We start from the raw sequence: 25,279 nt of genomic DNA on the forward strand, positions 1-25,279 counted from the left end.
GTGGGATAAGGGCTGCTTACCCGTCACACCACAAACGGTACACCGTAAATCTTCTCCGGCACGGCGGAGTGTACCCGCCACATATCCTCGGAGGTCACGGATCCTTCCTGGAGCATCCGCTGCATTCTGCGGGGAACGGACCGCGGTCCGTTCACCGCCCCCGGCCGTGCGAGATCATCCATGTAGTCGCTTTCCAGGGTGAACTCGCGCTTTTCTGCGAACCAGTCAGCAAGGAAGGGTTCGCGAACCGTGACGGACGGGTGAAGCGGCGTTTCGCAGGTGGCAAAGTGTTTGACGACGCGGGCCGGATTCATGCCGGCAACTTTTGCGAGTTCAACCACGTCCGCACAGGCACCGCTTTCGGCGTGAATCTGCAGTGCACAGTCCAGCTCACCCGCAAGGGTGAGAGCATGGGAGAGCACGCGGTTGGAGGCGTCCCAGACCTCCGGTTCTACCGGATAATGGGGACGGCCTGACTTGAGGCCGATGGCATGCCCTTCGGCGACGTACGCTGCGGCAAGGTCCAGTGCCCCGCACATGAGAGCCTCGGCCTCGCCGAGGCTCATGCGGGTGCAGAGCTTTCCAATCTCTGCCGGATGCACCCCGCAGATCGGATAACAGATACAGCCTTCGGCACGGACGGCGTTTGCGGTTTCAAGCAGCTCGTCAAACACAGGCCGGAACTCCGCAGGCCGTGTCGGAAATATCTCGTGCGACCAGGAGGGAAGCGACACGAGAACGATGTGCGTCCCGCCCGAACGCATGAACTCCTTCACCACTCCGGGTCCCACGCCCGTCCGGCGATTGATGTGGAAATGGTCGTCGAGGATAGGAAAGGATACCTGCATCTTACTCAAGAATTTTCATCATGGGATAGCCGTTCTCAAACTTCAGCTGGGCGCGGCAGGTTGCATCGCCGAACTTCGTTTCAATCACCGCATGGTACATCGCGCCGGTCAGTTCGGAGTAGCCGAACGGATTCTCGTTCATGAGAGAGCGGTCAAGATGCACTTCGATGTAGGTTACATAGGGCTGAAGCGAGACGGCGCTTTCAATTGCTGCCTCGACTATGTCGGCGGTTGATCTGCTGATGGGTGTTCCCACAAACTGGTGGTAGAGTGCACCGAGTTTAATCGCTGCTTCAAACACTGCATTTTCTCTGTCGGTTGCCATGGGTTGTTCCTCAAAGTAGTTTTACGGTATCATTTCTGGGCGTAATAATATCGCCCTGACGCTTCATTTTGTCCAGAAGTTTTTCGACCTCGTCTTTGCCGTAATGGTGCTGGCTGACCATCGTGTCGATCACTTTGTCCAGTTTGGCGGAACCCCCGCCTTCGGCAAGAACCTTGATGGTCTCGCGAAGGACGCGGGTCATGTCGCGGCTGGATTTACTGATGCCGGTTGCGACTTTGTCGATGTCGATCTGACCGGTTGCGGGGTCGTATGCCACCTGTCGGAGACAGGTGTCCACGATCTTGACCACCCGTTTTGCGTCATCGACATCAATTTCATCCGCAAGCCGGACGCGGGCGCTGGCCTCGGCAAGGCGGACGAGTGCTTCCAGCTGGCGGGCGGTGACCGGTACGGGTTTGTCGGAATCAATTGCAACACCGCGAAGGCTCTGGTAATACTGTACAAGAATCTCTTTTGCATCATCGGTGAGCATCGGAAAACAGTTCCGCTTTGCGTAGGCGAGATACTTACGGAGCAGCACTGCATCGATCTCGGGCATCACGGGGGCGAGTTCGCGTTTGAAGTACTCGTCGTCCGCTCCCGGGATCGGATGTTTTTTGTGGTGCATAATCTTTTCTCCCGCCATGTGGGACTTTAAGATGTGGTTTGCAATGTTTAAGTCGCGAACCGCATCAGGTTTGTCCTTCATGATGAAGATGAGATCAAACCGGGAGAGCAGCGACGGCGGCATATTGACCTGTTCTGAGATGTTGGTGAACTCGTCGAACCGTCCCATTTTCGGGTTGGCTGCACCGAGAAGCGAGCAGCGGGTACGGAGAGTTGCGTTGATGCCGGCTTTGGCGACTGAGATGGACTGCTGTTCCATTGCTTCGTGGAGCGAGGAGCGGTCGTCTCTTTGCATCTTGTCCATCTCATCAACGGCGGCGATTCCTTTGTCGGCAAGCACGAGTGCTCCGGCTTCCAGGGTCCACCGCCCGTCGCCGAGGTCGTCTTTGACGGCGGCGGCGGTGAGACCTGCGGAGGATGCGGATTTGCCGGAGGTGTAGATGCCGCGGGGGGCAAGTTTGATGACGTAGCGGAGAAGCTGGGATTTTGCAATACCCGGGTCACCAACGAGAAGAACATGAATGTCGCCCCGGAGACTGCTGCCGTCCGGCATTTCCTTGGCAATGCCGCCAAACATCTGCAGTGCAATTGCTTCCTTGACTTCGTCGTTTCCGTAAATGGTCGGGGCAATGGATCGGGCGATTTTGCCGTACACGGCCGGGTCGGTTGCCATCTCTTTGATGGTTTCCTCGTCTTCTTCGCTGATGTTGACCTCTTCAAACTCTTTGATGGAGATTTCGATGGAGTTGCATTCCACAAAGAGATCAAAGACGGTGCTTTTCTGGCCGCCGGTGATTCTCTGGACACTCCTGAGAATGCCGTTGACGATGACACGGTCGCCGGGAGAGACGATACCGCAGAGGTCGTCAACAACATCGATGTCGATGTTCTGCGGCTGTTCGCCGCCGCGGAGTCCTTCAGGGGTTTCCTGAATACGGAGTTTCTGGGAGTCGATGAAGGTGGATTTGTTCTGGACGAGTTCGAGTTTTTTCTGGGTACATTCGGCGTTGCCGCAGACGTCGGGTTCTGTGTAGGTGCCGTAGTCCTGGGCTTTGTAGGTGAAGTGTCCTGCGGCGCAGCGGAATGCGCCGATAACGAGCCGGGGCCGAACTTCGGTTACGCGGCGGATGATGCCGTCAACGCTGATGAATTTGTTGATGTGTTCGGCACGAATGTCCCGGATCTGGGTTTTTCGCGGGAGACGGATGAACCGGATGTTGATGCCCGAGATAACATCTTCTGAGGTGTCGTTTCCTTCGCGGTCTTTGCGGCTGATGAGGTGGGCGGTGCGGATGGCGTCACGGATGTCTTCGAGGGTTTTTCCGGGACGTTCCAGCAGTTCGTCGGCGAGAATTGTTCCGGTTTTGCCGTAGCCTTCGAGGACGTCGTAGCCGATGGTGAGGGATTTGGTGTACGGGTATTCCCGGGCGAGTTTGTTGAGTTCGGTTTTGTATTTCTTTTTCAGAAACACCGCCCATTCTTCGGAACGATCAATGATTTCGAGTTCTGCCAGATATCTCACCTCGTGGTTATGTGGTTTGGTGCGTGAGGTTATGAGGATTTGGAATGTCCCGGCTGTACAAATGTTTATCCATGCGTTCGTCCTAAAATCCCGTATGAAGTACGGGGTGCTGACTGTTCTTGTTCTGCTTCTGACTGTGGGGGTGCTGTCGGCAGGTTGTGTGGGATTGGACTCTCCGGTCACAGAACCGCTTGCCGGAGATCCGGTTCTGGGAGAATGGATCGGAAACAAACAGACCACCCAGATCGATTCCGGTACTGGTGATATTTTGAAGATTTCCGAGAATTATAAAGTCCGGGTTCAGGCGGACGGCAGAGGTACTCTTACCTATCATTATGATAAGCGGGGCAGTTCCTCTTTTGATTATTCTTTCTGGGGGGATGTTACCGTTTCCAAAGAGGACAACGTCTATACGATTGGCGGATCTTCAGAGGGAGCGTATGTGATGACACTTTCTGCGGACGGTTCTGCGATGATGATGATGATGATACCGGACGGTTCGGAGATTTTTCTTCAGAAAGATGCGTCCTGAAATATCTGTGCAAACGTTTATTGCTGTTCTGATCCTAGATCCCATATGAGATATTTTTCCCAGATTGCCTGTGTTCTGTTCCTCATAGCCGTAGTGTTTGCCGCCGGCTGTATTGAAACGAACACACCCGGAACGCCGACACCGACACCTGCCTCCAATCCGCTTGCCGGAGATCCCGTGGTCGGTGTGTGGACCGCGAGCGAACAGGTAACGCAGAGTGATTCTGGTACGGGTAAGACCACGGAAATCACCACGGACTATACCATCACCATTTTGTCGGACGGCAGCTGCACGGTTGTCTCTGATTGCAATAAGAAGAAAGGTTTCTCCTCCGTCTCCAATCTCGTCTCGACGGACGGAACCGTTTCCAAAAATGAAAACGTCTATACGATTGAAGCCCAGCTGCAGAGGAAGTTTGTGGTGACGCTTTCTGCGGATGGTTCTGCTGTTCTGACGACGCCTGACGGTTCGGAACTTCCTCTGCAAAAGAGTGAAGTCTGATCCTTCCCTCATTTTTCCTTCACCCGAACCTATAATAACCTGCAGTTCCTATTTTCCCATACGATGAATCCATCCGAACACAAGAAACTCACCAACGAAGTCGGTGCTCCGGTTGCCGAAAACGAGCATTCGATAACGGCGGGGGAACGCGGTCCGGTCATGCTTCAGGATGTGTGGCTGCTGGAAAAGCTCGCCCACTTTGACCGCGAGGTCATTCCCGAGCGCAGAATGCATGCGAAAGGATCAGGGGCATATGGTACCTTTACGGTTACGCACGACATCTCGCAGTACACAAAAGCAAAAGTTTTCCAGCCCGGCACAACGACCGAGGTCTTTGTGCGGTTCTCCACCGTTGCCGGCGAGCGGGGAGCAGCCGATGCGGAGCGGGATATTCGCGGGGCTGCCTGTAAGTTTTACACCGAAGACGGCAACTGGGATATGGTCGGCAATAATACGCCGGTGTTCTTCATCCGCGATGCTCACAACTTCCCGGATCTGAACCGTGCGGTGAAACGCGATCCGAAAACAAATCTGCGGTCAGCCCAGAACAACTGGGATTTCTGGACACTGCTGCCGGAGTGTTTCCATCAGATAACGGTCGTGATGTCCGACCGCGGTATTCCTGCAAGCTACCGCCACATGCATCTTTTTGGCAGTCATACCTTCAGCTTCTACAATACGGAGAACAAGCGGGTCTGGTGCAAGTTCCATTTCAAGACGCAGCAGGGAATCAAGAACCTGACGGATGCGGAGGCGGAAGCCCTCATTGCAAAGGACCGCGAGAGTCACGGCCGGGATTTGTTTGAGGCTATTGAACGCGGCGAGTATCCGCGCTGGACGCTGTATGTGCAGATCATGACCGAGGAGCAGGCGAAGAATCATTCTGAGAATCCGTTTGACATTACGAAGGTCTGGCGACACGCGGAGTATCCGCTGATTGAAGTGGGTGTTCTTGAACTCAACCGCAATCCGGAGAATTATTTTGCGGAGGTTGAGCAGGCGGCGTTTTCTCCGGCCCATGTGGTGCCGGGTATCGGGTTCAGTCCTGATATTCTTTTGCAGGGAAGGTTGTTTGCATATGGTGACGCCCAGCGGTACCGGCTCGGCGTGAACTATAATCAGATCCCGGTTAACCGTGCGAAGGTTGCGGTTCATGATTATCACCGTGACGGAAAAATGCGGGTTGACGGGAATTACGGCGGGACTCCGGCATATACGCCGAACAGCGGAGGGTTCTGGACTGCGCAGCCTGAGGTGATGGAGCCTGCGCTGGATATTTCGGGTGCTGTGTACGCATTTGATCCGGCTCAGGACCCCACCGACGACTGTTTCCGTGCGGGCGGAAATCTCTGGCGGATTCTTGCCGAGGATAAGAAGCAGCTTCTGATCGAGAACACGGCAAGAAATATTGCGCCGTGTACGGAGAACATCAAGTACCGCCATGCGGTTCATTGTGTCTGGGCGGATGCCGAGTACGGTGAGCGGATGACGAAGGCACTGGGGCTGGATGCGGCACGGGTCGCCGAGCTTGCGAAGGGGGATCATGCGTCCCTTGTTGCGGCAACGATTCCTGCGTGAAATTTTTTTCAAATTTTTTTCTCCGGAGAAGATTTGTTCGAGCAAAAATTTTCCGAATAAAAAATATGCTGACTTTGATTGGCTGCGTGCATGGTTACGTGAAGAACCAAAGCCAAGGGCTCTCAAAAAATATTTGGACTTTTGGATCAAAGCCCTGCCCACGCAAACTAAAATTTTTTCTCAATATTCCGGGAACTCGTCGATGATGCGGTAGACCTCGCGTCCGGTCTGTTTGTTGATGGTCATGACAACATTAATTGCGGCAAGTTCTTTGATGAACGCACCGTCCTGGTCGGTACAGTGCAGAAGTTCCTTCATGGGTTCGGCAAGATGGGCGTGCCAGTCGTCCATCATGTTCCGGAAGGTGGTAAGGGCGGATGCAGAAAGGTCAGAGCTTTCCCGCACCTGTTCCGGACAGCGCGGGTTGCCTTCTGCTTCATAGCGGTAGAGTACTTTGCCGGAAGCCGCATCGAAGACTTCCAGAAACAGCCGCAGTTCTTTCTGCACAAATCCGATTCCCGCTCCGCAGGGAATTTTTGGATCGGTCTCGGCGTTCCAGAGTTCTGCGGGGATGCCGTTTGGAAATGCCGGACATGTCCGCCATCCGCTTCTGCCGAAGTGATGAACGCATACGCCGCAGATACGGCTTAGAAGAATGGTGTCGTTTTTCTGCGGGACAGGATCGATCTGTTCGGCCAGCGTTTCCGCCCAGGCGAATCGGGAGAAGTCAAAGACGCCGCGGCGGATGGGGATGCAGTGGATTTCTGCAAGCAGGTCTGCGGTGAGGAGGGCAGGAGCGTCCGCAGGTGTTTCAGTGAGAATGGTAAGGTTCCCGTCTGCAAAGAGGGTTCTTGTGAGCAGGAGGCAGGTCAGGCCTCCGGTCCCGTCGTAGTAACAGTAGGCGAGAAAACTGTTGGCGGCAGAGTCGGGGGCGTTGCGATGCCCCGGGACGGGGCCGTCGAAGAGGAGGTACTGTTTGTGAAGTGTGGCAAACCGGAATCTGGCAAACTGCATCTGAGATACAGATTGGTTGTGGAAAATGATAAATGCGGGGCTTGTTTTCGGTTGGAAATCGTCCGGATTTCAAGAAAATATCTGGCACTTCCGGAAGTCTCATATTATCTCAGCAAAATAAATGTAATCCATTCTACGGCGGAATACGTTCAGCCGTCTGAACACAATATTTGAAGTGATATTTATGACAGAAAACCGTCCGAAACTGAACAAAGAACTCGCACAAATGCTGAAAGGCGGAGTCATTATGGATGTGACGACTCCGGAGCAGGCAAAGATCGCAGAGGACGCCGGAGCATGTGCGGTTATGGCGCTGGAGCGTATTCCTGCGGATATCCGTGCGGCAGGCGGCGTGTCCCGGATGAGCGATCCGAAGATGATCAAGGGCATTCAGGCTGCTGTGTCTATTCCGGTGATGGCAAAGGTTCGTATCGGCCATTTTGTGGAGGCACAGATTCTTGAGGCAATTGAGATCGATTACATTGATGAGAGTGAAGTCCTGTCCCCCGCAGATGATGTGTACCACATCGATAAGACGCAGTTTCAGGTGCCGTTTGTGTGCGGTGCAAGAAATCTCGGCGAGGCGCTCCGTCGCGTTGCGGAGGGTGCGACGATGATCCGAACGAAGGGCGAGGCGGGAACCGGCGATGTGGTGCAGGCTGTGCGTCACATGCGTACGATGCAGAGCGAGATCCGTCAGGTTGTGGGGATGCGCAGCGATGAGTTGTATGAGGCGGCAAAGCAGTTCCAGGTTCCGTATGATCTGATCCGGTTTGTGCATGAGAACGGGAAACTGCCGGTGGTGAATTTTGCGGCGGGCGGTGTTGCAACTCCTGCGGATGCGGCGCTGATGATGCAGCTTGGCGCGGAAGGTGTGTTTGTGGGTTCGGGTATCTTTAAGTCGGGTAATCCGGCAAAGCGTGCGGCGGCTATTGTGAAGGCCGTGACGAACTATAATAATCCGCAGATGCTGGCTGAGCTTTCCGAGGATCTCGGTGAGGCGATGGTCGGTATTAATGCGGAAGAGATTGCGGTTCTGATGGCGGAGCGGGGCCAGTAAGGTTCTATGCGGATTGGTGTTCTTGCTCTTCAGGGGGCGTTTGCTGAGCATGCGGCGCGGCTTTCGTCCCTGGGGGCGGAGACGTTTGAGATCCGGAAGGCTGCGGATCTTGACGGGCGGTTTGATGGTCTGGTGATTCCGGGCGGCGAGAGCACGACGATGACGAAGCTTCTGCATGATCTCGGATTGTTTGAGATTCTGCGGGAGCGAATTTCCGGCGGTCTTCCGGTGATGGGTACGTGTGCGGGTCTGATCGTTCTTGCAAGACGCGTTGAGGGAGGTGTTCCCTGTCTTGCGACGATGGATATTACGGCGGTGCGCAATGCCTACGGGAGACAGCTGGGAAGTTTTGAGACGGTCGCACCGTTTGCGGGTGTGGGCGAGGTGCCGATGACGTTTATCCGGGCGCCCTGTGTCCGTGATCCGGGAGAAGGCGTTGCGGTTCTTGCCGAGGTGGACGGCCGTATTGTTGCGGTGCGGGAAGGAAATCAGCTGGCACTTGCGTTTCATCCGGAGCTTGATGCGGATACGCGGATTCATGAGTTCTTTCTGGCAATGGTTGCGGGGAACTGATTTCGTTTTTTTTTGTTTTTGCTTTTTTTGGAGATTTTTTTGTGAATCATTTTTGTTGGGGTAATCCACGAAAAACATATGCTGAGTTTTTCTGGAACGTATGTGAGGTGAATTGCGGGCATCCGCAGCATGGGTCCGGATACGGTATCAGCAAAAAAGAAAAAAATGAATGTGTTTAGTCTCTGCGGAGCAGGACAACAGCACCGACTGCACCCAGCAGACCGACAAGTGCAAGTCCCATCGGGGATTTGGTCGGGGTTGGTGCCGGAGTCAGGGTGACTTCAACAACTGAGGTCTCGCCGCTTCCGGGCATCATGACCGGTTCGGTTGCTGTGTTGTAGCCGCTTGCAGATACTCTGACCTGCGTGATCGGGGTTGCGGTGGAGTACACCGGGAACTCTGCCTGACCGTCTTTGATTGTTCCGGTATAGGCAACTGTGCCGGAGACGGAGATAAGTTCAACGGTTGCTCCTTCAACACTGCATTTTACCTGAATCACACCGCGATCGCCGCCGACCGACTGAGCCGGGACAAGGTTCACGGTAACTTCACTGGTTTCGCCTTTTGCGGGCATGGTGACTGCAGCGGTTGCGGTTTCATAACCGTCTGCGGAAACCTTTACTTCTTTGTACGGGGTTGCGGTCGTGTACACGGAGAACTCTGCCTGACCATTGGTTACGGTCTGCGGTTCGCTTTCATCGCCGTTAATTGAAACTAATACTGCGGTTGCGCCGTCAACGTTGCATTTCAGCTGAATGACGCCACGGTCACCGCCGACTGAATCATTTGCCGAGGCGGCACCGATAAAGAGTGCCAGAACAACTGCGGCAATAAGAACCATCATTACTTTTTTCATTGGATTTTCCTCCACAGTCCAGGTACTGGCTGGTTGGGTAGGTTTACTATATTCTTCGATAGCATGTAAATGTTTCTCCTTCGAAAGAAATAACGGGAAATCCTTTTTGTTCTATCCCGCACATACGATTTGTATGCATCCCTATGTGGAAAAAATAGCATCCATAGGATCCAAGGCAAATCCTACGTTTCAGACACTTGGAATTGAACCTGTTTCCTGGGGAGAGGGAAAAGCTGTTCTGAAGATGACGGTAACACCCGCTCTGCATAACGGGGTCGGGTTTTTGCAGGGAGGATTTTATGTGATTCTGGCGGATGAGGCGATTGCTCTGGCGATTCTTGCGGTTGCGGGAGATGAGGAGGGAACTGCAACTATTTCGGAGACGACGAGTTTCCTTCGCGGGGTGTGCGAGGGGGAGATTTATGGTGTGGCGACTATCATTCGGAAAGGCCGGAGGATTGTGTTTGCGGAGGGGGAGGTGCGGAAAGGGTCGCCGGATGGAGAGCTTCTGTCACGGACGGTTGTGTCGTATACGATGACGAAGGCGTGAGATAATTTCCGGTTTTTTTTTCGTTTTTTTTGGAAGGCCTCTGCGGGGGTATTGAAAATAGTGCCGCGAAATTTTTTTCGGGAGTGTGATCCGGAATAAAAAATGATGATGAGGGGGGCCCGGCCGGGTTATTCTGATTTGTCATCGAGGGAGGTTTTGATCAGGAGTTTGATGGTGTGTTCGTTGCTTTCGATGATTCTGAGGAGGAGTTCGCGTTCCTTTTGGATCTGGTCGAGGGTTGCGGCGATCTGTGTTTCAAGATGCCGGAAGTTTTCTTTCATGCTGCGGAGTTCGTCTTCAAGGCCGGTGATGGTCTGCTGCAGCTGTTCTATTTTCTGAAAGGTTGTTTCATCAGTTGCGGCACTGCCGCCGATTTCTATCCAGTGTTTGCAGGCTCCGTTTATTTCGGAGGTCCGGTCATGGTTGTTTTCCGCAGCAAGCCGGTCAATGTTTTTCCGGATACTGTCCGGCATGCGGAAGTTTATGGAGGTTGAGGATTCCTGAGAGGTGCGGGCCATGTAGTACTACTCTGCATCCCGGTGTGTATTAGTTTGAGCAAAATAATGCAACACAGTAATTGTGATGAATACATATTATTGTAAAGTAATATTTTATTAAAAATAATATAATATTAAAATTAATATGATATTAAAATCTGGTGTATCTGTCTGGTACAAGGAAACACACGAATGGTTTTCAGGAACTGCATCCTGCGATTTTGTTGCATGATGGTTATACGGGAGGGACAGGAGAAGATCGACGATAATTCTCAACAAGTTGTTTGAAAGAACAGGAGCTGCCGGCCCCATAGCGTGGCCAAACTGTCTGTGAGGTCCGGCTCTGTTTTTTTCGCTGTGGCGATATATGAAATTTTCTTTCGCGGGGAGCGTGAGCTTTCGCGTTTTTGTCTGGAATCAAGGTATGAGTTCTGCAAAGTCAGTTGAGGTTGAGCGGTTGAGTACGGAGACAGCACCCCTGTTTTCGGTAATTATGCCGGTGTACAATAAGGAACCGTATATCCGGGATACGATTGCGTCAGTGCTTGCGCAGACGTGTTTGTCGTATGAGGTGGTGATGATCGGCGGGGTGTCTTCGGACAATACGGATGGGATCTGCCGGGAGTTTGCGGCGGCAGAGCCGGAGAGGTTCCGGTTTGTGGTGCAGTCGGGGAAGGGCGCGGCGAATGCGAGAAACGATGGTATCCTTGCGGCCCGCGGGAGGTATGTGGCGTTTCTGGATGCGGATGATCTCTGGGTACCGGAGTATCTGGAAGTGATGGAGCGGCTTATTGCAGATTTTCCGGAGGCGATCTTTTACGCGGGCGGACATCGGTGGCAGTATCCCGACGGGTTTGGTACGAACAGGATTATGCCATGTCCGCGTGGCTACATAGATTACTTCCAGCTGAGTATGGATTATGACGGCCTTGGGATTCTCACGTCGTGGATTGTGTACGAGCGAAAGGCGGTGATCGATGTTGGTCTCTTTAAGACGGACTATATTATTGGGGAGGATGCCGATCTCGCAACCCGCATGGCTCTTTTTGGAAAAGTTGCCTATGAGCCGAAACTTCTCGGAACCTACATGGCGGAACTGCCGGGTTCTCTGTGTAAGTACAGTAAGGGATTTTCTGTTCCGGTACCGGGCGAGCCGGAACTGTTTGAGGCGGAACGAACACCGCAGATTGTGGAGTATCACGAGAGATGGATTTTGTCAACGGTTTTGCAGAATCTGGATCGCGGGTATCCGAAAGAGGCGCGTTCACAGCTTGACCGGGTTACGGTCGGGTGGGCAAAGAAGAAACGAATGCTTAGGATGCTTTCCTATCTGCCGACGCCGCTCTGCGTGTGGGTTCATCAGTGCTACAACAAGTATGTGTGGCGGAGAAAGTGGGAGGGGGATAAGCAGTGAATCTCGATCGGCTGCATGTGATGTTTGGCATGTGGGATTTGGCCGATCCGTACAATCAGCACATCGGCGTTACGATAACCTCTCTTGTGATGAACTGTTCCCTGCCGGTAACGGTACATCTGTTGTACGATGAAAATCTGCATAAGGACTCTCCCGAGTATCAGGAAAATCAGCTGAAATATCAGCAGATGGAAGAGATGTTCGGGGTTGAGATTTGCTATCATCACATTGAGCTGCCTGCATATGTTCTCAATCATCCCGGAACAAAAAGGTGGAACCCGGCTACATACCTGAGACTCTTTGCTCCCGATCTTTTACCTGATCTTGACTGGGTTCTCTATCTTGATGGTGATATTGTCGTCACCTGTGACCTGGCAGAGATTTGGAATCAGAAATTATGGAATGAAAATTTTGCCGTCGCCGCAGTTCGTGACAGTTGCATGTTTGACTGGAGTAAATCAATTTGGAAACGTCATGAAAACATGAACGTTCCTCATGAAAATTATTTCAACGCAGGTTTTCTCCTCATGAATTTGAAAAAAATCCGGACAGCATATAATTTTCAAGAAACGGTGGAAATTATTTTGAAAAAATACCCAGCCCTTCCCTTTCCAGATCAGGATTTATTAAACATCGTCTTTTCTCACGATGTCAAGATTCTGCCGGAAACATACAACAACTGTGTTTTATTCCATCCGGATAATGATTACACAAACTGTGTTATCCATTATATTGGAGAGAAACCCTGGAGAAATATCGGACATTCGGTGTCTTGGGAGTACTGGCGCTACCTCTTTCGTTCTCCGTGGGGAAATGCACCTGAGAAATATATGCCATCCGTACGATTGCTGGTGTCTCGTGCCCCGCTTGATGAAGTGGTACTTACGGGGCGTATCATCTCGCTTCGGAAATTTGTGTGTAATCTCCTCCGCCGCGGATGGAATGAAGTACGCGGCGTGAAGAAATTCAGGTGGTAGGTGGATGTTGGATGAATAATCAGTTAAGAAAATTGCAGCTTGTGCAGTTAATAATTCTTCTTGAAGTCAATCGAATCTGTGAAAAACATTCGATCCGGTATATTCTCATGGGTGGCACTCTTTTAGGCGCTGTACGCCATCAGGGCTTCATCCCATGGGATGATGATATTGACATCGCAATGCCGAGAGAAGAGTATGAAAGATTTCTTTCTGCTTGTCATACGGAACTTATACCCCCATTTCACTTACAAAATTCATTTACGGAACGAGATTATGTCTATCCATTTCTGAAAATTTGTTTGGATGACACACTTGCGTTAGAAGAGGGTAAAAGTGATCTTGCAATCCATCATGGAATTTGGATTGACATTTTTCCCTATGATAATTTTCCCGATGGAAAAATATCGGCCTCGGTATATCTTTTCCTGAGAAAATATTTCCTTGCTGCAATGAGCGTTCTCCGGAATTATTTCCCCACAACCTCTCCATTCAGAAAATTATATCGCTATTGTGCGACGCTGCCTGTTCGTTATCTTTCCGATAACCGGTTCGTATTGATCCGGGAACAGGTCTATCAACACTACAACACCAGACAAACGAAAAAGAAAATAGCAGCAGCATTCTCCGCAAAAACCGACATCATGGATGCCGATATTTTTGATGATGTCACGTCTCTTCCTTTTGAAGAATTTTTCTTTCCTGTTCCCGTGAAATACCATGATGTCCTTACCAATTTGTACGGGGATTACATGACGCTTCCTCCGGAAGACAAGCGGCAGAATCACGGACTTCTGGAAATTGATCTGGGGATGTATGGGGATATGACGAAAATTCATCGGTTATTATCTGCGTACAAAGAAACTCACCTCCTAAAAAATCCATAAAAATGATAAAAACATCAAATGAAAGGGAGTGGCCGGACTGCCAGAAGATATTTGCTCATGTACAGCACAGAAATAATTCCGCGGACAAAGGTACACACAAAACAACGATAAGATTTTTCACGAAAAACGGATTACTCGGTTGTCAGAAACTCTTCTTCTGCAACCGGTTGTGAAGAAAGAAAACCCGTCGAATTCGACGGGTTTAACTCATACGATATACCGGTCAATCATAACCATAAAACCCGTCGAATTCGACGGGTTTAATACAACCAATTAACCAAACTCTGTTCCGGGTATCCGACATACTTATATTTTTTAACCGGATATATTTCCCTATCGGGAATATTTCATGACATCCAGAATATTCAAAGATACCATACATGCCAATGGAGTACATATAACTGTTCTCTCCAGCGGTACTGTTGACGACTATATCTCTCACTGACATTGCAAAATACCGAACTGATGAACTTGCTGATGTCATAAAAAACTGGATGAGAAACCGCGACACCATTGAATTTCTCGGCTTATGGGAAACACTGAACAATCCGGATTTTATTGTCGATGAATTTAATGCCCTGAGACTTGAATCCGGAAGAAACACCTTCGTGTTATCCCCCAAAAAATGGATCGAAAAGACGAATGCCATAGGCATTCTCTCCAAAGCAGGGATAGGCGGAGGTACATTTGCCCACAAAGACGTTGCCTTTGAATTTGCTTCATGGATATCTGCCGAGTTTAAACTTTACATTATCAAGGATTACCAGCGGTTAAAATCTGATGAAAACAGCCGTTTATCTCTGGATTGGAATCTCACCCGGACTCTCGCAAAAATTAACTATAAAATCCATACCGATGCAGTTCAGGAAACACAGATTCCGGAAAATGTATCCAAAACGCATCAGGCAATGACATATGCATCAGAAGCAGATGTTCTCAATGTCGCCCTGTTTGGCAGTACTGCAAAAGAATGGCGGGCGGCAAATCCCGGTGTGTCAGGAAATATACGCGATCATGCCACAATATCCCAGCTTGTTGTTCTTTCTAATCTTGAAAATCTCAATGCGGAGTTCATGAAGGAAAATATTTCCCAACAGGAACGACTTGGCCGGCTAAATGAAATTGCGATCCGTCAGTTGAGATCTCTTTCCCAAAATGCTTCGATGGAAAAACTTCGAACATGGGATAAGGAGATCGCAAACAGATAATCCAATCAGGTTTCGTCTGAAAATTCACTCCCGTCTTGGAAAGGGATACGTTGTGTAAATAGCAACAGGATTATTCGGTTGTCAGAAACTCTTCTTCTGCAACCGGCTCGCCGTAGCGGTTGATCTCCCCGCGATAAATCCGCGTTGAAGAAACCGCCTTGCCATCCTCGGCAAGCACACACTGGATCTGATAGAGATCCACCATTGCCTTTCCCTGCTCCTTTCGTTTGCGGTTGATCTCATTTCCCACCGGAAATGTTTCGTAACTGACCACCAGCGCATCAAAGTCCTGGGTCAGGGCACTGCCGTACTGATCGTATAAGGGTTCGATCTCGTACGTTGCCGCAAAGTTCTGGCTGTCGATCCATGCGGTCAGTTCTGCAAACCGGACGTCGTAACTTCGGACCGGGTGCTGTTTTCGTGCGGCAAACGGATCGGCGGAGAGACCGATCACCACATGGCCGCCGTTTCCTGCGGTCATGAAGGCACGCCGCAGCAGCAGCTGGTGTCCGATGTGGAGGGGATCAAACGTCCCGCCGACCATGACTTTCATCTGGGGTTGTATTGATCGGATGCAGGGAAAAAAGGTTTGGTATATCGGGCGGGGAGGGAGTGATGTGGTTTTCAGGGTGTTTTTTTGTGTTCCGGATCAAAGACGTTCTTGTAGATAGAGTCCGGGACCGGGAGGTTGTGCATGCCGTATGTTTTTTTGGAAGTTGCCGCAGGTATGAAGATACGTGAAAACTGAATCTCTCTTAACCCCGTATTCAGGAATATTTTTTATGTGCCCGCGTCGTAATTGGTATCATTATGAAAAAGTATGGTGTGTGCGGGATTCTGTGTCTCTGCCTCGTCGCCGCAGTGGTGATCGCCGGCTGTGTCGGAACTCCGCCGGCTGAGAACAAAACACTTATTGTGGGCATTGGCGAAAATTTCCCGCCGTACGGCTATCCTGAGGAAAACGGTACATATACGGGATTTGATGTCGAGTCCATGCGGTGGATTGCCGACCGGAACGGCCTTGACGTTTCCTTCAAACCATTGCCCTGGCAGGACATTGTCAAAAATGTCGCTGACGGGACAGTGGATATTGTCTACTGCGGTCTGACTATCACGCCGGAACGTGCGGAGATTGTTGATTTCAGTAACTCCTACATGACAGTGAACACGGCAATTGCTGTCCGGCCTGACTCATCCTTCACCGAAAAGGATGTACTTTCCGGTAATGTGTCCATTGCAACCCAGAGCGGTGGAACCTCGCATCTCTGGATCGAGAAAAACCTCAACGAAACCGGCATCCTTGCCGCCGGAAATCTCCGGCCGCAACCGACCATTGAAGATGCATTTTCCATGCTTGCTGCCGGAACCTGTGATGCGGTCATCTATGATGACATCACCGTGAACGCATATGTCGCCAAAGGGGTTGCAAAAAAAATCGGTACCATTGAAACGAACGAACAGTATGGTGTTGCCGTTCGCAAAGGAGATACGGCAACAATGCAGCTGATCAACAACGGCATTGTGGATCTGAAAGCATCCCCTGCGTGGCAGGAACTGCTGGGCAAATACGCCATCACGCTTTCCTGAACAATTGATACCGGAAACTTTCTCCTTTTTTTCCAAACGCCGCCTCATCCGAAATCCTGATAACCCCCCGCATTGAACTATAATACTATTATGGATATCAGCGAAGGTCTCCCGAAGCTTACCTGCGGCGGGAAAAAGGGAGAGCGGACCTTCGTCGCTCCGAACGCGACGATTGCAGGGGATGTCACACTTGGGGATGACGTCACCGTTCTGTTCGGTGCAGTTCTGCGGGCGGACATGGCGCCGATCACCATCGGCAGCCGGTCCAATGTACAGGACAACGTAGTCATTCACGCAAGCATCGGTCATCCGGTCACCATCGGAAAAAACGTCTCCCTCGGTCACGGGGCAATCATTCACGGCTGCACCATCGAAGATGACTGCCTGATCGGTATGGGAGCAATTGTCCTGAACGGTGCGGTGATCGGCAGGGGTTCTCTCATTGCCGCAGGAGCTTTGGTATCAGAACGAAAGGTCATTCCGGAAAACTCGCTCGTTATGGGAGTTCCCGGAAAAGTTGTCCGTGAACTCACCGCCGAAGAAACAGCGGGAAACCGCAAAAACGCTGACACGTATGTCGATGTGGGCAGGAGATACCGGAATGAATGGGCATGATGTTGTGGTAATCGGTGCCGGCGTTGCCGGTATTCAGGCGGCAATGGATATCGCAAACCACAATATCCATGTCTGGCTTGTGGAACGGGAACCAACAATCGGCGGTCACATGGGAATGCTCGACAAAACCTTCCCCACCAATGACTGTTCCATGTGCATCCTCTCCCCGAAAATGGCGGAGGTCGGCAGACACCCGAATATTACCCTGCTGACCCTTTCCGAAGTGGAAAAGATCGAAGGTACTGCTGGAGACTTCACCGTCACCGTTACCAAATATCCCCGCTACATCCGCGAAGCTGACTGTACCGGATGCGGCGACTGTGTAAACATCTGCCCCGTTGAAGTCTACAATAAATTCGACGCAGGACTCGGTGTTCGAAAAGCCATCTACAAACCGCACGCACAGGTAGTCCCGAACTGGGTGGTCAAAGACAATCTGCACTGTATTGAATGCGGTCTCTGCTATGACGTCTGTGGAAAGAATGCGGTGCTGCATATTGATGAGGATCGCGTCCAGACACTGACCATTCCGGCAGCCGCGGTCGTGATTGCGACGGGCTACACGCTCTTTGATGCACAGAAGAAGGGACAGTTCGGATATCTGCGGTATCCTGATGTTATCACGAGCATTGAGTTTGAGCGGATGATCAATGCCGGAGGCCCCACCTTTGGCGAAGTGCGGCGGCTTTCGACCGGCGAAACTCCGAAGTCGGTCGTGTTTGTGCAGTGCGTCGGCAGTCGTGATATTTCTGTGGGACGGAACCTTTGTTCCTGCGTCTGCTGCATGTATGCCCTCAAGAACTCGATGCTGATCAAGGAACATTATCCGGACACCGAGGTCACAATATTATACAACGATCTCCGTGCCTACGGAAAAGGCTACGAGGAGTACGCGGAACGGGCAAAACAGATGGGCGTCAACATCATCCGGGCATTCCCGGGTGAAGTACAGCAGGCAAAGGACAAACTTGTTCTTCCCCTCGAAGACACCGAGACCGGCGAGTTCAAAAATCTGGAAGCCGACCTCGTCGTTCTCTCGGTCGGTATGGAGCCGGAGCCGGACACCGTCCGGCTCGCAAAATCCCTCGGCCTGCCGCTGGACGCCCACAACTTCCTTTCACCCGCTGACATGAAACTCGATCCCGCCGGAACAATCCGGCCGGGTATCTACATTGCCGGTGCCGCCGTTGCGCCGAAGGATATTCCGGACTCCGTCATCTCGGGCGGGGCTGCGGCCATGAAGGCGACGATTGATTCCTACGCATCAGAGGCGAAACAGTGACGGATGAGACGAAGACGATCTGGTGGAACGATGAGAACAACTCGGTCATGCTGATCGATCAGACGAAGCTTCCGGTTGAGTTTTCTGTGATTGAGGTAACGACCGTTGAGCGGCTGGCCGAAGCTATCCGCCGCCTTGAGGTTCGGGGAGCGCCTGCTCTCGGTGTTGCCGGAGCGTTTGGTGTTGCGCTGTCTGCGCTGTCCTGTGTTTCTGACGCGGAGTTTGCCGAAACTGTTGCCGCGGATGCGGAGCTTCTGCGGAGCACCCGCCCGACGGCGGTAAATCTTGCGTGGGGTATTGACAAGGTTCTCCGGTCGATGGAGAATCTGCCACCGGAGATGGCGAAGTTTCTTGCGATCACTGCGGCGAAGAACATCGCCGCCGAGGATGAGAAGTGCTGTATGCTTCTCGGCCATAACGGTGCTTCCCTTCTTCCGCAGATCGGAACGGTTCTCACGCACTGCAACGCAGGAGCGCTCGCCTGTTCCACATGGGGAACTGCTCTCGGGGTGATTCGTTCCGCACACAAGATGGGAAAGAAGATCTCGGTCATCTCCTGTGAGACACGGCCGCTTCTTCAGGGAGCACGGCTGACCGCGTGGGAACTTTCGCATGATGCTATTCCGGTAACGTCGATCATTGATGCGGAAGCTGCGTATCTGATGCGTCAGGGAAAGATCGACTGCGTTGTGGTGGGTGCTGACCGCATAACCCGCGATGCGGTTTTCAACAAAATCGGTACCTACATGCATGCGGTTTGTGCGAAGCATCACAACATTCCGTTCTATGTGGCAGCGCCCGCATCCACGTTTGACGTGGATGCGGCTGAGGCCGATATTGTGGTTGAGGAGCGGAACCGCGACGAGGTTGCGTCCTTCTGGGGCAAACCGACCGTGCCGGAGGGTGTGCCGGTCATTAACTATGCGTTTGACGCAACGCCTCTTGATCTCGTCTCGGCCATCATCACCGAAAAGGGTGTTTTCTATCCGCCGTACGATTTTTCTTCCCTGAGGCAGATGTAACCAATGTCGGTAACACTGCCTGTATCCCTCTTCAACAGTCCGTTCTGGGATTCGATTGCGCTGATGCTCGGCCATCTGGCACTGCTGGTATTTTTTGTCTGGCTGATTCTTCTGGTGATCACCGTTGCACTGTTTGTGCTGTCGGTCAGGAAGAAGCATCTGTACTGCCCCTGGCTTCTGCGTCCTGCGTATCTTCTGCTGAAGGGTGCGGTGCGGACCGGCTGCCGGATGTTCGGCATTGATGACACGGAGATCATCACGGTTCTGATCCGGCTGGAAAACGATGTGAACCGGGATGCGTTTGCGGCAGTCCCTGTCGGGGAACGTGCGGTTTTTCTGCCGCACTGTCTGCGGTCGGCGAAGTGTCCGGCACATCTGACGCCGCTTGGCATCAAGTGTCTTGATTGCGGGAAGTGCGGTCTGGGGATGGCAACAAATGCCCTGATGGATGCCGGGTATCTGGTGTTTATTATTCCGGGGTCAACCTACATCAAACGGCTGCTGAAGCGGTTTCATCCCCGAGCTATGATAGGCGTCGGGTGTCTGATGGAGATCAAACAGTTTCAGGAGCTTGCACGAAAGATCGATATGACGGCGATGGGGGTTGTGATGAAGTCGGACGGGTGTGTGGAGACAACTATTGCCTGGGAGGATCTGTTTGCGGTTGCGTCAATTGGTCTTGAGAAAAAGATTGGGGAGGATGCATAGATGCCGGTTACGCTTCCGTTTGAGGTGACACTGTTCGGTAGTCCGTTCTGGGATAATCTGGCGCTTCTGATCGGACAGATTCTTTTGATTCTGATTCTTGTCTGGGTTGTGTTCGTGCTGGTGATGGTTGTGCTGATTGTACTTTCGATCAAACGCAAGCATCTCTACTTCCCGATGCTGCTCCGGCCGGTGCTTGCGTTTACGGAAGGGGCGGTTGCAACCGGGTGTCAGGTTCTCGGGGTGGACAGCGGGCAGCTGATGGAGTTTTTGATCCGGATTGACAATGATATGAACACGACGATGTTTGCAGCAGTGCCGGTGGAGAGCAGGGCTGTCTTTTTCCCGCATTGTCTGCGGTCGGCGAAGTGTCCGGCACGCCTGACGCCCGATGGTCTGAAATGCATCTCCTGCGGCAGGTGCGGTCTCGGTTCGGTGATTCCTCCATTGGAAGATGCAGGATATCTGACGTTTCTGATTCCTGGTTCCACGTTTGTGAAGCGGATGGTGAAGAAGTACCGGCCGCAGGCGATGATCGGGGTGGGCTGTATTGTTGAGGTGAAGGAGGGGCTGGAACTGGGGAAACGTATCCATATGATTACGCTTGGGGTGGTGACGAAGACGGACGGCTGCGTGGAGACGACGATGGACTGGGATGAGCTGCTGGAGGTTGCATCGATCGGGCTTGCGGAGCCGATCGTCCGGCGGGAAGAGGAGAGAAAGGAGTAAAGACTGCGGTTTTGCGGTATTACGATCATTCTGCGGAGATATTTTTCATGAAAATTCCTGTGACGTGATAGAGAGAAATCCGCAGTTCACCGTGGTGACGCGCAGGCGACAGGAGGATGAGGATGGTCGCATCATTGAGTGAATCTCTTGGAGTTTGGAGAGTATCAGCAATAGCATTGTCAATGTACACCAAGTGATTTTTGTAGATATCTGTGATAATACTATTCTTTGACCAATAGATTTATACCATCTCATACTAAGAAGATCAATTGTAAATCCATCGTCAACAATGAGAAACATGTCGTATGGGTTTGCAGGAGTTGTCTTATGATAGTTAGTAAGAAAAGATCTATTTCTCAAATTGTATTGGCAGTATTAATTATATTGATATTTATCATGCCAGTTAGTGCCGAGTTCTCCCTTGGGGATTCAAATAATCAGTATTGGAGTGCCCCCCCATTATCGGAACTTAATCTTAGTATTGATGATTCTCGTAAGGATATAGAGTATATTCAGTATGTAGGTGTTATCATTCCGCAGACTGAATTTGTTGCTGTAAAATCAACATCTAATGGAACAACAACAGTGGTTGTACCACAAGATATAATAACTATACTAAATGTACCAAGCAGTAGTGAAGTATCTATCCCCTCTCAACTTATTCGTAATGCAAATGTTGCTCAAGAAACTGGCATTGTGATCCTATGGGCACCTATGGCCCTTCTAGACTATTCTGTTAAAAATAATACTGCAATTATTTCAGCAAAGAACTCATTATATATGGAATTTAGTTCTCTGGAGAATGCGCTATCTGTATCAAAGATCGAATATGTTTCGAATATGGATCTACAAGCCGCAGCTAGTAAGTTATCGTCTGATCTTCAAACCAGAAGCAGTACTACACTTTACCAAGAAAGATCCCTATATGATACATATAAGACGCAATATCAACTCACTGGAATGACGGGAACACTTGGTAAATTTACCTATTCTAATAGCGGCAATGAAGGATATACCATTTATCATGAAAATGAGATATATCTCGAAAATTATGATTGCATTGAGTTTATTTGCGGTTTAAATAATGCGGAATTGAATAATATTCAAGAGTATTTTGTGATTGCTATAGATAATCAGGATAGCGGGAGATTACTTGTCAGTGTGACAAATGGTAATGTCCCTTATATGGAGTATTACTGCTATATTGAAAATACTGGTTATTATGTACACTTAAAGGATCCGATAACTGGAACGTGGTACAATGGAAATTATGCAGATCCCACTCGAAGTAGTCGGATTGACTATATTCAGTTATCATCTGAATATTACATGGCATCATTATACCCAACCTTATACGTAGCAAACACTATTGTCGAGGATTGGACTCGTACGAGAGATAATAACTGGTATGCACCACAGACAACAATGTTCCACAAAACAAGTGAGGATACGCGGGATATTTATGTATCCGTCAATCCGTCTTGGACATCTGATAATAAGCTCAGTTCACTTCATGCAAGTGGAACTACTGTTTCCTAAGATGATATCAGGATGATATCTCACTACATACAAAAACATAGGGTGATACGTATGAAATCTCATATTATTTTTCCCGTACTGATATGTGTTCTTGTTGTTTTCTCATCAGGATGTATTCAGATGGCTGGTCCACACGGGAATGTTACCGCGACTCAAAGCGAAGAACACTATTGGACGGTTGGTTTCTTTGACAAAGGGGTGTATCGGCATTCCAATGAAATAGCTGATGCGCAACGTATGGCATATATGTTGGAATGGCAGTTTGATCTGGAGAATTCCACCGGATTTGTAATGGCAGAAAAACGAAATTCCACGGAAAACCGTGTACCTGTGTTTATCCTGAAACCTGGTACTACCGGCAGTATTTCCCTCAAAGTTGTAGCACCGCAGGAAAATGATCTTACCATCTCCGTATCTCCCGAAACAGATCTGCCGGAGGGGGTAACAATTGTTCTGGAAAATACCTCTGTAACCATACCGGCAGGCAGGACCTTGCTCACCTCACTGCACCTTTCCATGGAGAAAGATGTAACAAGGAATGACAGGAATATGTCCTGCATTTGGCTTGAAACAACGCAGGGTATGGGGCTTGGGAGATGGTGCCAGATATTGACGAGTGCTGATCCCCATATTCCGGAAATTGATGCCGGTGAGCGAGTTTATGTTGTGTGAGGGGGATATAAGGTCTAGGTGGCGAGTTGAGTAGTTGGTTGTGTGATCGAAACCCAATTCCCGATTTCGATCACAGAGTATTCAGGTGCCGGAGAATGCTTCGCTGAAAGTATTTTCCAAAAATTCCGTTCGTGACCATGATGCCGCCAATGGCATCTCCGGATCGAACGACCGAGAGTGTTTCTTTTTCGTCGGAGAAGATCATCAGATCCGGGACGCGTTCGGTTACACCGTCCGGGGCTTTTGTTCCGAGAAATATGGCGCCGATATCCTGATCGCCGGTATAGAGCTTCAGCGGGAAATCCGAAAACCGTGCGGGATCGTCAACAACTATGTAGAGTTGTACCCGCCTGGCCAGTTTTTTGAAGTCTGATTCGTATTTTTTTGTGGTTTCGGGATTTGTACACACCACCACCATTTCGGTACGACAGCGGCGGAAGATGGATTGAATCTGGTTTTCCAGTGCCCATTCGGTGTGCAGCTCATATGACTGGGAGGTGAAGGTTTTTGCGGTGACTTTCTGTTCGATCTTGATGAGATCGGCGGCGAGGCGGTCACACATCCGGGCGTAGTCTCTTTTCAGCCGGTCGAAGGTTTCCTGTACGTCGGTTGCGGAGTAGAGGGTCGGTGTTCCTTTGGTAACGCCGGCGTAGCCTTTCTGTACCAGACCTTCCAGCACATCATAGACGCGGCCCCGGGGGATTCCGGTCAGCTCCTGAATGTCACGGGCACTGCCGACCCGAATGGCGATGAGGTTCACATATACCCGGGCTTCGTACTGGGTGAAGCCGAACTTGACCAGCTGATCGCTGAGCTTTTCCGTCATGCATTCCAGTATTTGTTGTCCGTCCTATACACAGTTTTTTGTCTTTGCAACTCTGTTCAGGGACACCATATTCATATGATTTCAACGTGAATCTGATACCACATGTCTGGTTCCGATAAACCATTTGTTGCGGGAAAGAGAACGATGATCGTTCTGCTGCTTGCGGCAATGCCGGCACTGCTCGGTACGGCAGCAGTGGCTCCGGCACTCCCCTTAATCAGTGAGGCGTTTCCTGATGCGTCGGAGACGCTGATTTCACTGATAATCACTCTGCCGCCGCTTGCAACAGCATTGTCGGGATTTCTTATCGGCGCTATCTCGGATCGGTACGGCAGAAAACGCGTGCTGATCATAAGTCTTGCGCTGTTTGGTCTTGCGGGGTCTTCAGGATTTTTCCTTGACTCCGTGACATCGATTATCTTCTGGCGGTTGTGGCTTGGTGTGGGTCTTGCGGGTCTCCTGCCAACGGTGACAACGCTTCTGACTGAGTACTATGACGGCCCGACCCGTGCCCGGTATATGGGATATCTTTCGGCAGCGATGGGGATCGGCGGCCTGGTACTCCAGACCGGCTGCGGTATTCTGGCAGAGATCTCGTGGCGTGAGCCGTTTCTGATCTATCTGTTCGGCGTTCTGGTGATTCCGCTGGTCCTCATCTATGTGAAGGAACCAAAACGGGTTGAGGAGACGGAGGAGTTCAGCGATGGTCTGGAGATGCCGAGTTCCCGGATAAAGAAGCTGGATACCAAACCGGTTCTTCTGGTGTACGTGACTTTGTTTGTGTCTTTGATTATGATGTATCTGATCTCGTCGAAGATTGCATATCTCCTGACACAGACGGCGGATGTTTCGACGACTATCTGCGGTCTGATTCTCGGAATGGCGGGTCTGTTCAGTGCGGTATCGAGTTATTCGTTCTGGCGGTTTGCCCGTTGGTTTACGCCGATTCAGATGTTTTCGCTGATGTTTTTCCTGGAGGGTGCGGGTCTCTTTATTGTGGGGACGGCGATCAATGTACCGGTAATTGCTTTTGGTGCGGCACTGGTGGGTTTTGGTCTGGGTCTGGGGACGCCGACCGGTTCAATGTGGCTGTCGGCAATTACACCGCAAAAGTATCTGGGTCGTATTATGGGCGGGCAGACGGTTGCGGTGTACTTCGGTGTGTTTGCTTCCTCGTTTGTGGGCGCAGAGCTTCTTGCGATGACCGGCAGCTATCAGGGTCTGTTCCTGACGATCGGTGTCGTGGGTATTCTGGTTGGTGTGGTGTACTGGACTGCGGCAATGTTGTCCAAACGATCAAAACGGATGAAGGCCGGGACAGTCTGATACTTTGATA

General features: G+C 50.9%; 28 protein-coding genes. 19 read left to right on the plus strand and 9 right to left on the minus strand.

Annotated elements, in window-relative coordinates; genetic code table 11:
- Positions 1 to 23: 23 nt before the first annotated feature.
- The 3 genes from O0S10_RS02550 to O0S10_RS02560 are packed head-to-tail and all read right to left on the minus strand — an operon-like array spanning position 24 to position 3,322.
- Positions 24 to 848: a TatD family hydrolase gene (locus O0S10_RS02550; RefSeq protein ID WP_268924332.1), complete on the minus strand. Its 825-nt coding sequence runs from the start codon at positions 846 to 848 to the stop codon at positions 24 to 26.
- A gap of 1 nt (position 849) precedes the next feature.
- Positions 850 to 1,173 carry a dihydroneopterin aldolase family protein gene (locus O0S10_RS02555; RefSeq protein ID WP_268924333.1) on the minus strand — a complete coding sequence of 108 codons (324 nt, stop codon included), beginning with the start codon at positions 1,171 to 1,173 and terminating at the stop codon, positions 850 to 852.
- Positions 1,174 to 1,183: 10 nt separating this feature from the next.
- Positions 1,184 to 3,322 carry a minichromosome maintenance protein MCM gene (locus O0S10_RS02560; protein ID WP_268924334.1) on the minus strand — a complete coding sequence of 713 codons (2,139 nt, stop codon included), beginning with the start codon at positions 3,320 to 3,322 and terminating at the stop codon, positions 1,184 to 1,186.
- Between the two features lie 94 nt (positions 3,323 to 3,416).
- On the opposite strand from O0S10_RS02560, the gene O0S10_RS02565 reads away from it, so the two are divergent.
- The 3 genes from O0S10_RS02565 (at position 3,417) to O0S10_RS02575 (ending at position 5,933) form a co-directional block, all read left to right on the plus strand.
- Positions 3,417 to 3,854: a hypothetical protein gene (locus O0S10_RS02565; RefSeq protein ID WP_268924335.1), complete on the plus strand. Its 438-nt coding sequence runs from the start codon at positions 3,417 to 3,419 to the stop codon at positions 3,852 to 3,854.
- A 45-nt stretch (positions 3,855 to 3,899) separates the two neighbouring features.
- Positions 3,900 to 4,355, plus strand: coding sequence for a hypothetical protein (locus tag O0S10_RS02570; RefSeq protein ID WP_268924336.1), 456 nt, complete (start codon positions 3,900 to 3,902; stop codon positions 4,353 to 4,355).
- A 63-nt stretch (positions 4,356 to 4,418) separates the two neighbouring features.
- Positions 4,419 to 5,933: a catalase gene (locus O0S10_RS02575; RefSeq protein WP_268924337.1), complete on the plus strand. Its 1,515-nt coding sequence runs from the start codon at positions 4,419 to 4,421 to the stop codon at positions 5,931 to 5,933.
- Positions 5,934 to 6,113: 180 nt separating this feature from the next.
- Here the strand turns inward: O0S10_RS02575 and O0S10_RS02580 are convergent, their stop codons facing one another.
- Positions 6,114 to 6,947 (minus strand): hypothetical protein, encoded by an 834-nt coding sequence (locus tag O0S10_RS02580; protein ID WP_268924338.1) that lies wholly within the window; start codon positions 6,945 to 6,947, stop codon positions 6,114 to 6,116.
- A gap of 184 nt (positions 6,948 to 7,131) precedes the next feature.
- Here O0S10_RS02580 and pdxS point away from each other — a divergent pair, with 184 nt between their 5' ends.
- A complete protein-coding gene (gene pdxS / locus O0S10_RS02585; protein WP_268924339.1) occupies positions 7,132 to 8,007 on the plus strand; it encodes a pyridoxal 5'-phosphate synthase lyase subunit PdxS in 876 nt (291 codons plus the stop codon).
- Between the two features lie 6 nt (positions 8,008 to 8,013).
- Positions 8,014 to 8,580, plus strand: coding sequence for a pyridoxal 5'-phosphate synthase glutaminase subunit PdxT (gene pdxT / locus O0S10_RS02590; RefSeq protein WP_268924340.1), 567 nt, complete (start codon positions 8,014 to 8,016; stop codon positions 8,578 to 8,580).
- A 175-nt stretch (positions 8,581 to 8,755) separates the two neighbouring features.
- On the opposite strand, the gene O0S10_RS02595 is transcribed toward pdxT, so the two are convergent.
- On the minus strand, positions 8,756 to 9,436 hold the full coding sequence (locus tag O0S10_RS02595) for a hypothetical protein (RefSeq protein WP_268924341.1): 681 nt from the start codon (positions 9,434 to 9,436) through the stop codon (positions 8,756 to 8,758).
- A 133-nt stretch (positions 9,437 to 9,569) separates the two neighbouring features.
- On the opposite strand from O0S10_RS02595, the gene O0S10_RS02600 reads away from it, so the two are divergent.
- Positions 9,570 to 9,986: a PaaI family thioesterase gene (locus O0S10_RS02600; protein WP_268924342.1), complete on the plus strand. Its 417-nt coding sequence runs from the start codon at positions 9,570 to 9,572 to the stop codon at positions 9,984 to 9,986.
- A gap of 128 nt (positions 9,987 to 10,114) precedes the next feature.
- Here the strand turns inward: O0S10_RS02600 and O0S10_RS02605 are convergent, their stop codons facing one another.
- Entirely contained in the window at positions 10,115 to 10,504 is a 390-nt protein-coding gene (locus tag O0S10_RS02605; RefSeq protein WP_268924343.1) for a hypothetical protein, read from the minus strand.
- Between the two features lie 403 nt (positions 10,505 to 10,907).
- Between O0S10_RS02605 and O0S10_RS02610 the strand changes: the two genes are divergently transcribed.
- The 4 genes from O0S10_RS02610 (at position 10,908) to O0S10_RS02625 (ending at position 14,966) form a co-directional block, all read left to right on the plus strand.
- The gene (locus O0S10_RS02610; RefSeq protein ID WP_268924344.1) at positions 10,908 to 11,897 is read left to right on the plus strand and encodes a glycosyltransferase family 2 protein; all 990 of its coding nucleotides are present in this window, start codon (positions 10,908 to 10,910) and stop codon (positions 11,895 to 11,897) included.
- Positions 11,894 to 12,874, plus strand: coding sequence for a glycosyltransferase family 8 protein (locus tag O0S10_RS02615; RefSeq protein ID WP_268924345.1), 981 nt, complete (start codon positions 11,894 to 11,896; stop codon positions 12,872 to 12,874). The genes O0S10_RS02610 and O0S10_RS02615 overlap by 4 nt, the downstream gene beginning before the upstream one ends.
- Positions 12,875 to 12,885: 11 nt before the next feature.
- Positions 12,886 to 13,758, plus strand: coding sequence for a LicD family protein (locus O0S10_RS02620; RefSeq protein WP_268924346.1), 873 nt, complete (start codon positions 12,886 to 12,888; stop codon positions 13,756 to 13,758).
- A 422-nt stretch (positions 13,759 to 14,180) separates the two neighbouring features.
- Complete coding sequence (locus O0S10_RS02625) at positions 14,181 to 14,966, plus strand: KilA-N domain-containing protein (protein ID WP_268924347.1); 786 nt, start codon at positions 14,181 to 14,183, stop codon at positions 14,964 to 14,966.
- Between the two features lie 70 nt (positions 14,967 to 15,036).
- Here the strand turns inward: O0S10_RS02625 and O0S10_RS02630 are convergent, their stop codons facing one another.
- A complete protein-coding gene (locus O0S10_RS02630) occupies positions 15,037 to 15,519 on the minus strand; it encodes a phosphopantetheine adenylyltransferase (protein WP_268924348.1) in 483 nt (160 codons plus the stop codon).
- Between the two features lie 257 nt (positions 15,520 to 15,776).
- Between O0S10_RS02630 and O0S10_RS02635 the strand changes: the two genes are divergently transcribed.
- From O0S10_RS02635 to O0S10_RS02660, 6 genes are all read left to right on the plus strand, one after another.
- Entirely contained in the window at positions 15,777 to 16,553 is a 777-nt protein-coding gene (locus O0S10_RS02635) for a substrate-binding periplasmic protein (protein WP_268924349.1), read from the plus strand.
- A 90-nt stretch (positions 16,554 to 16,643) separates the two neighbouring features.
- A complete protein-coding gene (locus O0S10_RS02640) occupies positions 16,644 to 17,168 on the plus strand; it encodes a gamma carbonic anhydrase family protein (protein ID WP_268924350.1) in 525 nt (174 codons plus the stop codon).
- Complete coding sequence (locus tag O0S10_RS02645) at positions 17,155 to 18,450, plus strand: CoB--CoM heterodisulfide reductase iron-sulfur subunit A family protein (RefSeq protein WP_268924351.1); 1,296 nt, start codon at positions 17,155 to 17,157, stop codon at positions 18,448 to 18,450. The genes O0S10_RS02640 and O0S10_RS02645 overlap by 14 nt, the downstream gene beginning before the upstream one ends.
- Before the next feature lie 47 nt (positions 18,451 to 18,497).
- Positions 18,498 to 19,472, plus strand: coding sequence for an S-methyl-5-thioribose-1-phosphate isomerase (gene mtnA, locus O0S10_RS02650; protein ID WP_425438306.1), 975 nt, complete (start codon positions 18,498 to 18,500; stop codon positions 19,470 to 19,472).
- Between the two features lie 3 nt (positions 19,473 to 19,475).
- Positions 19,476 to 20,180 carry a DUF116 domain-containing protein gene (locus O0S10_RS02655; protein ID WP_268924353.1) on the plus strand — a complete coding sequence of 235 codons (705 nt, stop codon included), beginning with the start codon at positions 19,476 to 19,478 and terminating at the stop codon, positions 20,178 to 20,180.
- Complete coding sequence (locus tag O0S10_RS02660; RefSeq protein WP_268924354.1) at positions 20,181 to 20,906, plus strand: DUF116 domain-containing protein; 726 nt, start codon at positions 20,181 to 20,183, stop codon at positions 20,904 to 20,906. It abuts the gene before it with no gap.
- A gap of 25 nt (positions 20,907 to 20,931) precedes the next feature.
- Here the strand turns inward: O0S10_RS02660 and O0S10_RS02665 are convergent, their stop codons facing one another.
- On the minus strand, positions 20,932 to 21,096 hold the full coding sequence (locus O0S10_RS02665) for a hypothetical protein (protein WP_268924355.1): 165 nt from the start codon (positions 21,094 to 21,096) through the stop codon (positions 20,932 to 20,934).
- Between the two features lie 137 nt (positions 21,097 to 21,233).
- Between O0S10_RS02665 and O0S10_RS02670 the strand changes: the two genes are divergently transcribed.
- Both O0S10_RS02670 and O0S10_RS02675 read left to right on the plus strand, forming a co-directional pair.
- On the plus strand, positions 21,234 to 22,445 hold the full coding sequence (locus tag O0S10_RS02670) for a hypothetical protein (protein WP_268924356.1): 1,212 nt from the start codon (positions 21,234 to 21,236) through the stop codon (positions 22,443 to 22,445).
- A gap of 51 nt (positions 22,446 to 22,496) precedes the next feature.
- The gene (locus O0S10_RS02675; RefSeq protein WP_268924357.1) at positions 22,497 to 23,117 is read left to right on the plus strand and encodes a hypothetical protein; all 621 of its coding nucleotides are present in this window, start codon (positions 22,497 to 22,499) and stop codon (positions 23,115 to 23,117) included.
- 70 nt (positions 23,118 to 23,187) lie between these two features.
- Here the strand turns inward: O0S10_RS02675 and O0S10_RS02680 are convergent, their stop codons facing one another.
- A complete protein-coding gene (locus O0S10_RS02680) occupies positions 23,188 to 23,943 on the minus strand; it encodes a TrmB family transcriptional regulator (RefSeq protein WP_268924358.1) in 756 nt (251 codons plus the stop codon).
- 102 nt (positions 23,944 to 24,045) lie between these two features.
- On the opposite strand from O0S10_RS02680, the gene O0S10_RS02685 reads away from it, so the two are divergent.
- Positions 24,046 to 25,269, plus strand: coding sequence for an MFS transporter (locus tag O0S10_RS02685; protein WP_268924359.1), 1,224 nt, complete (start codon positions 24,046 to 24,048; stop codon positions 25,267 to 25,269).
- Positions 25,270 to 25,279 lie beyond the last annotated feature (10 nt).

Source organism: Methanocorpusculum petauri, assembly GCF_026891975.1.
Classification (GTDB): domain Archaea; phylum Halobacteriota; class Methanomicrobia; order Methanomicrobiales; family Methanocorpusculaceae; genus Methanocorpusculum; species Methanocorpusculum petauri.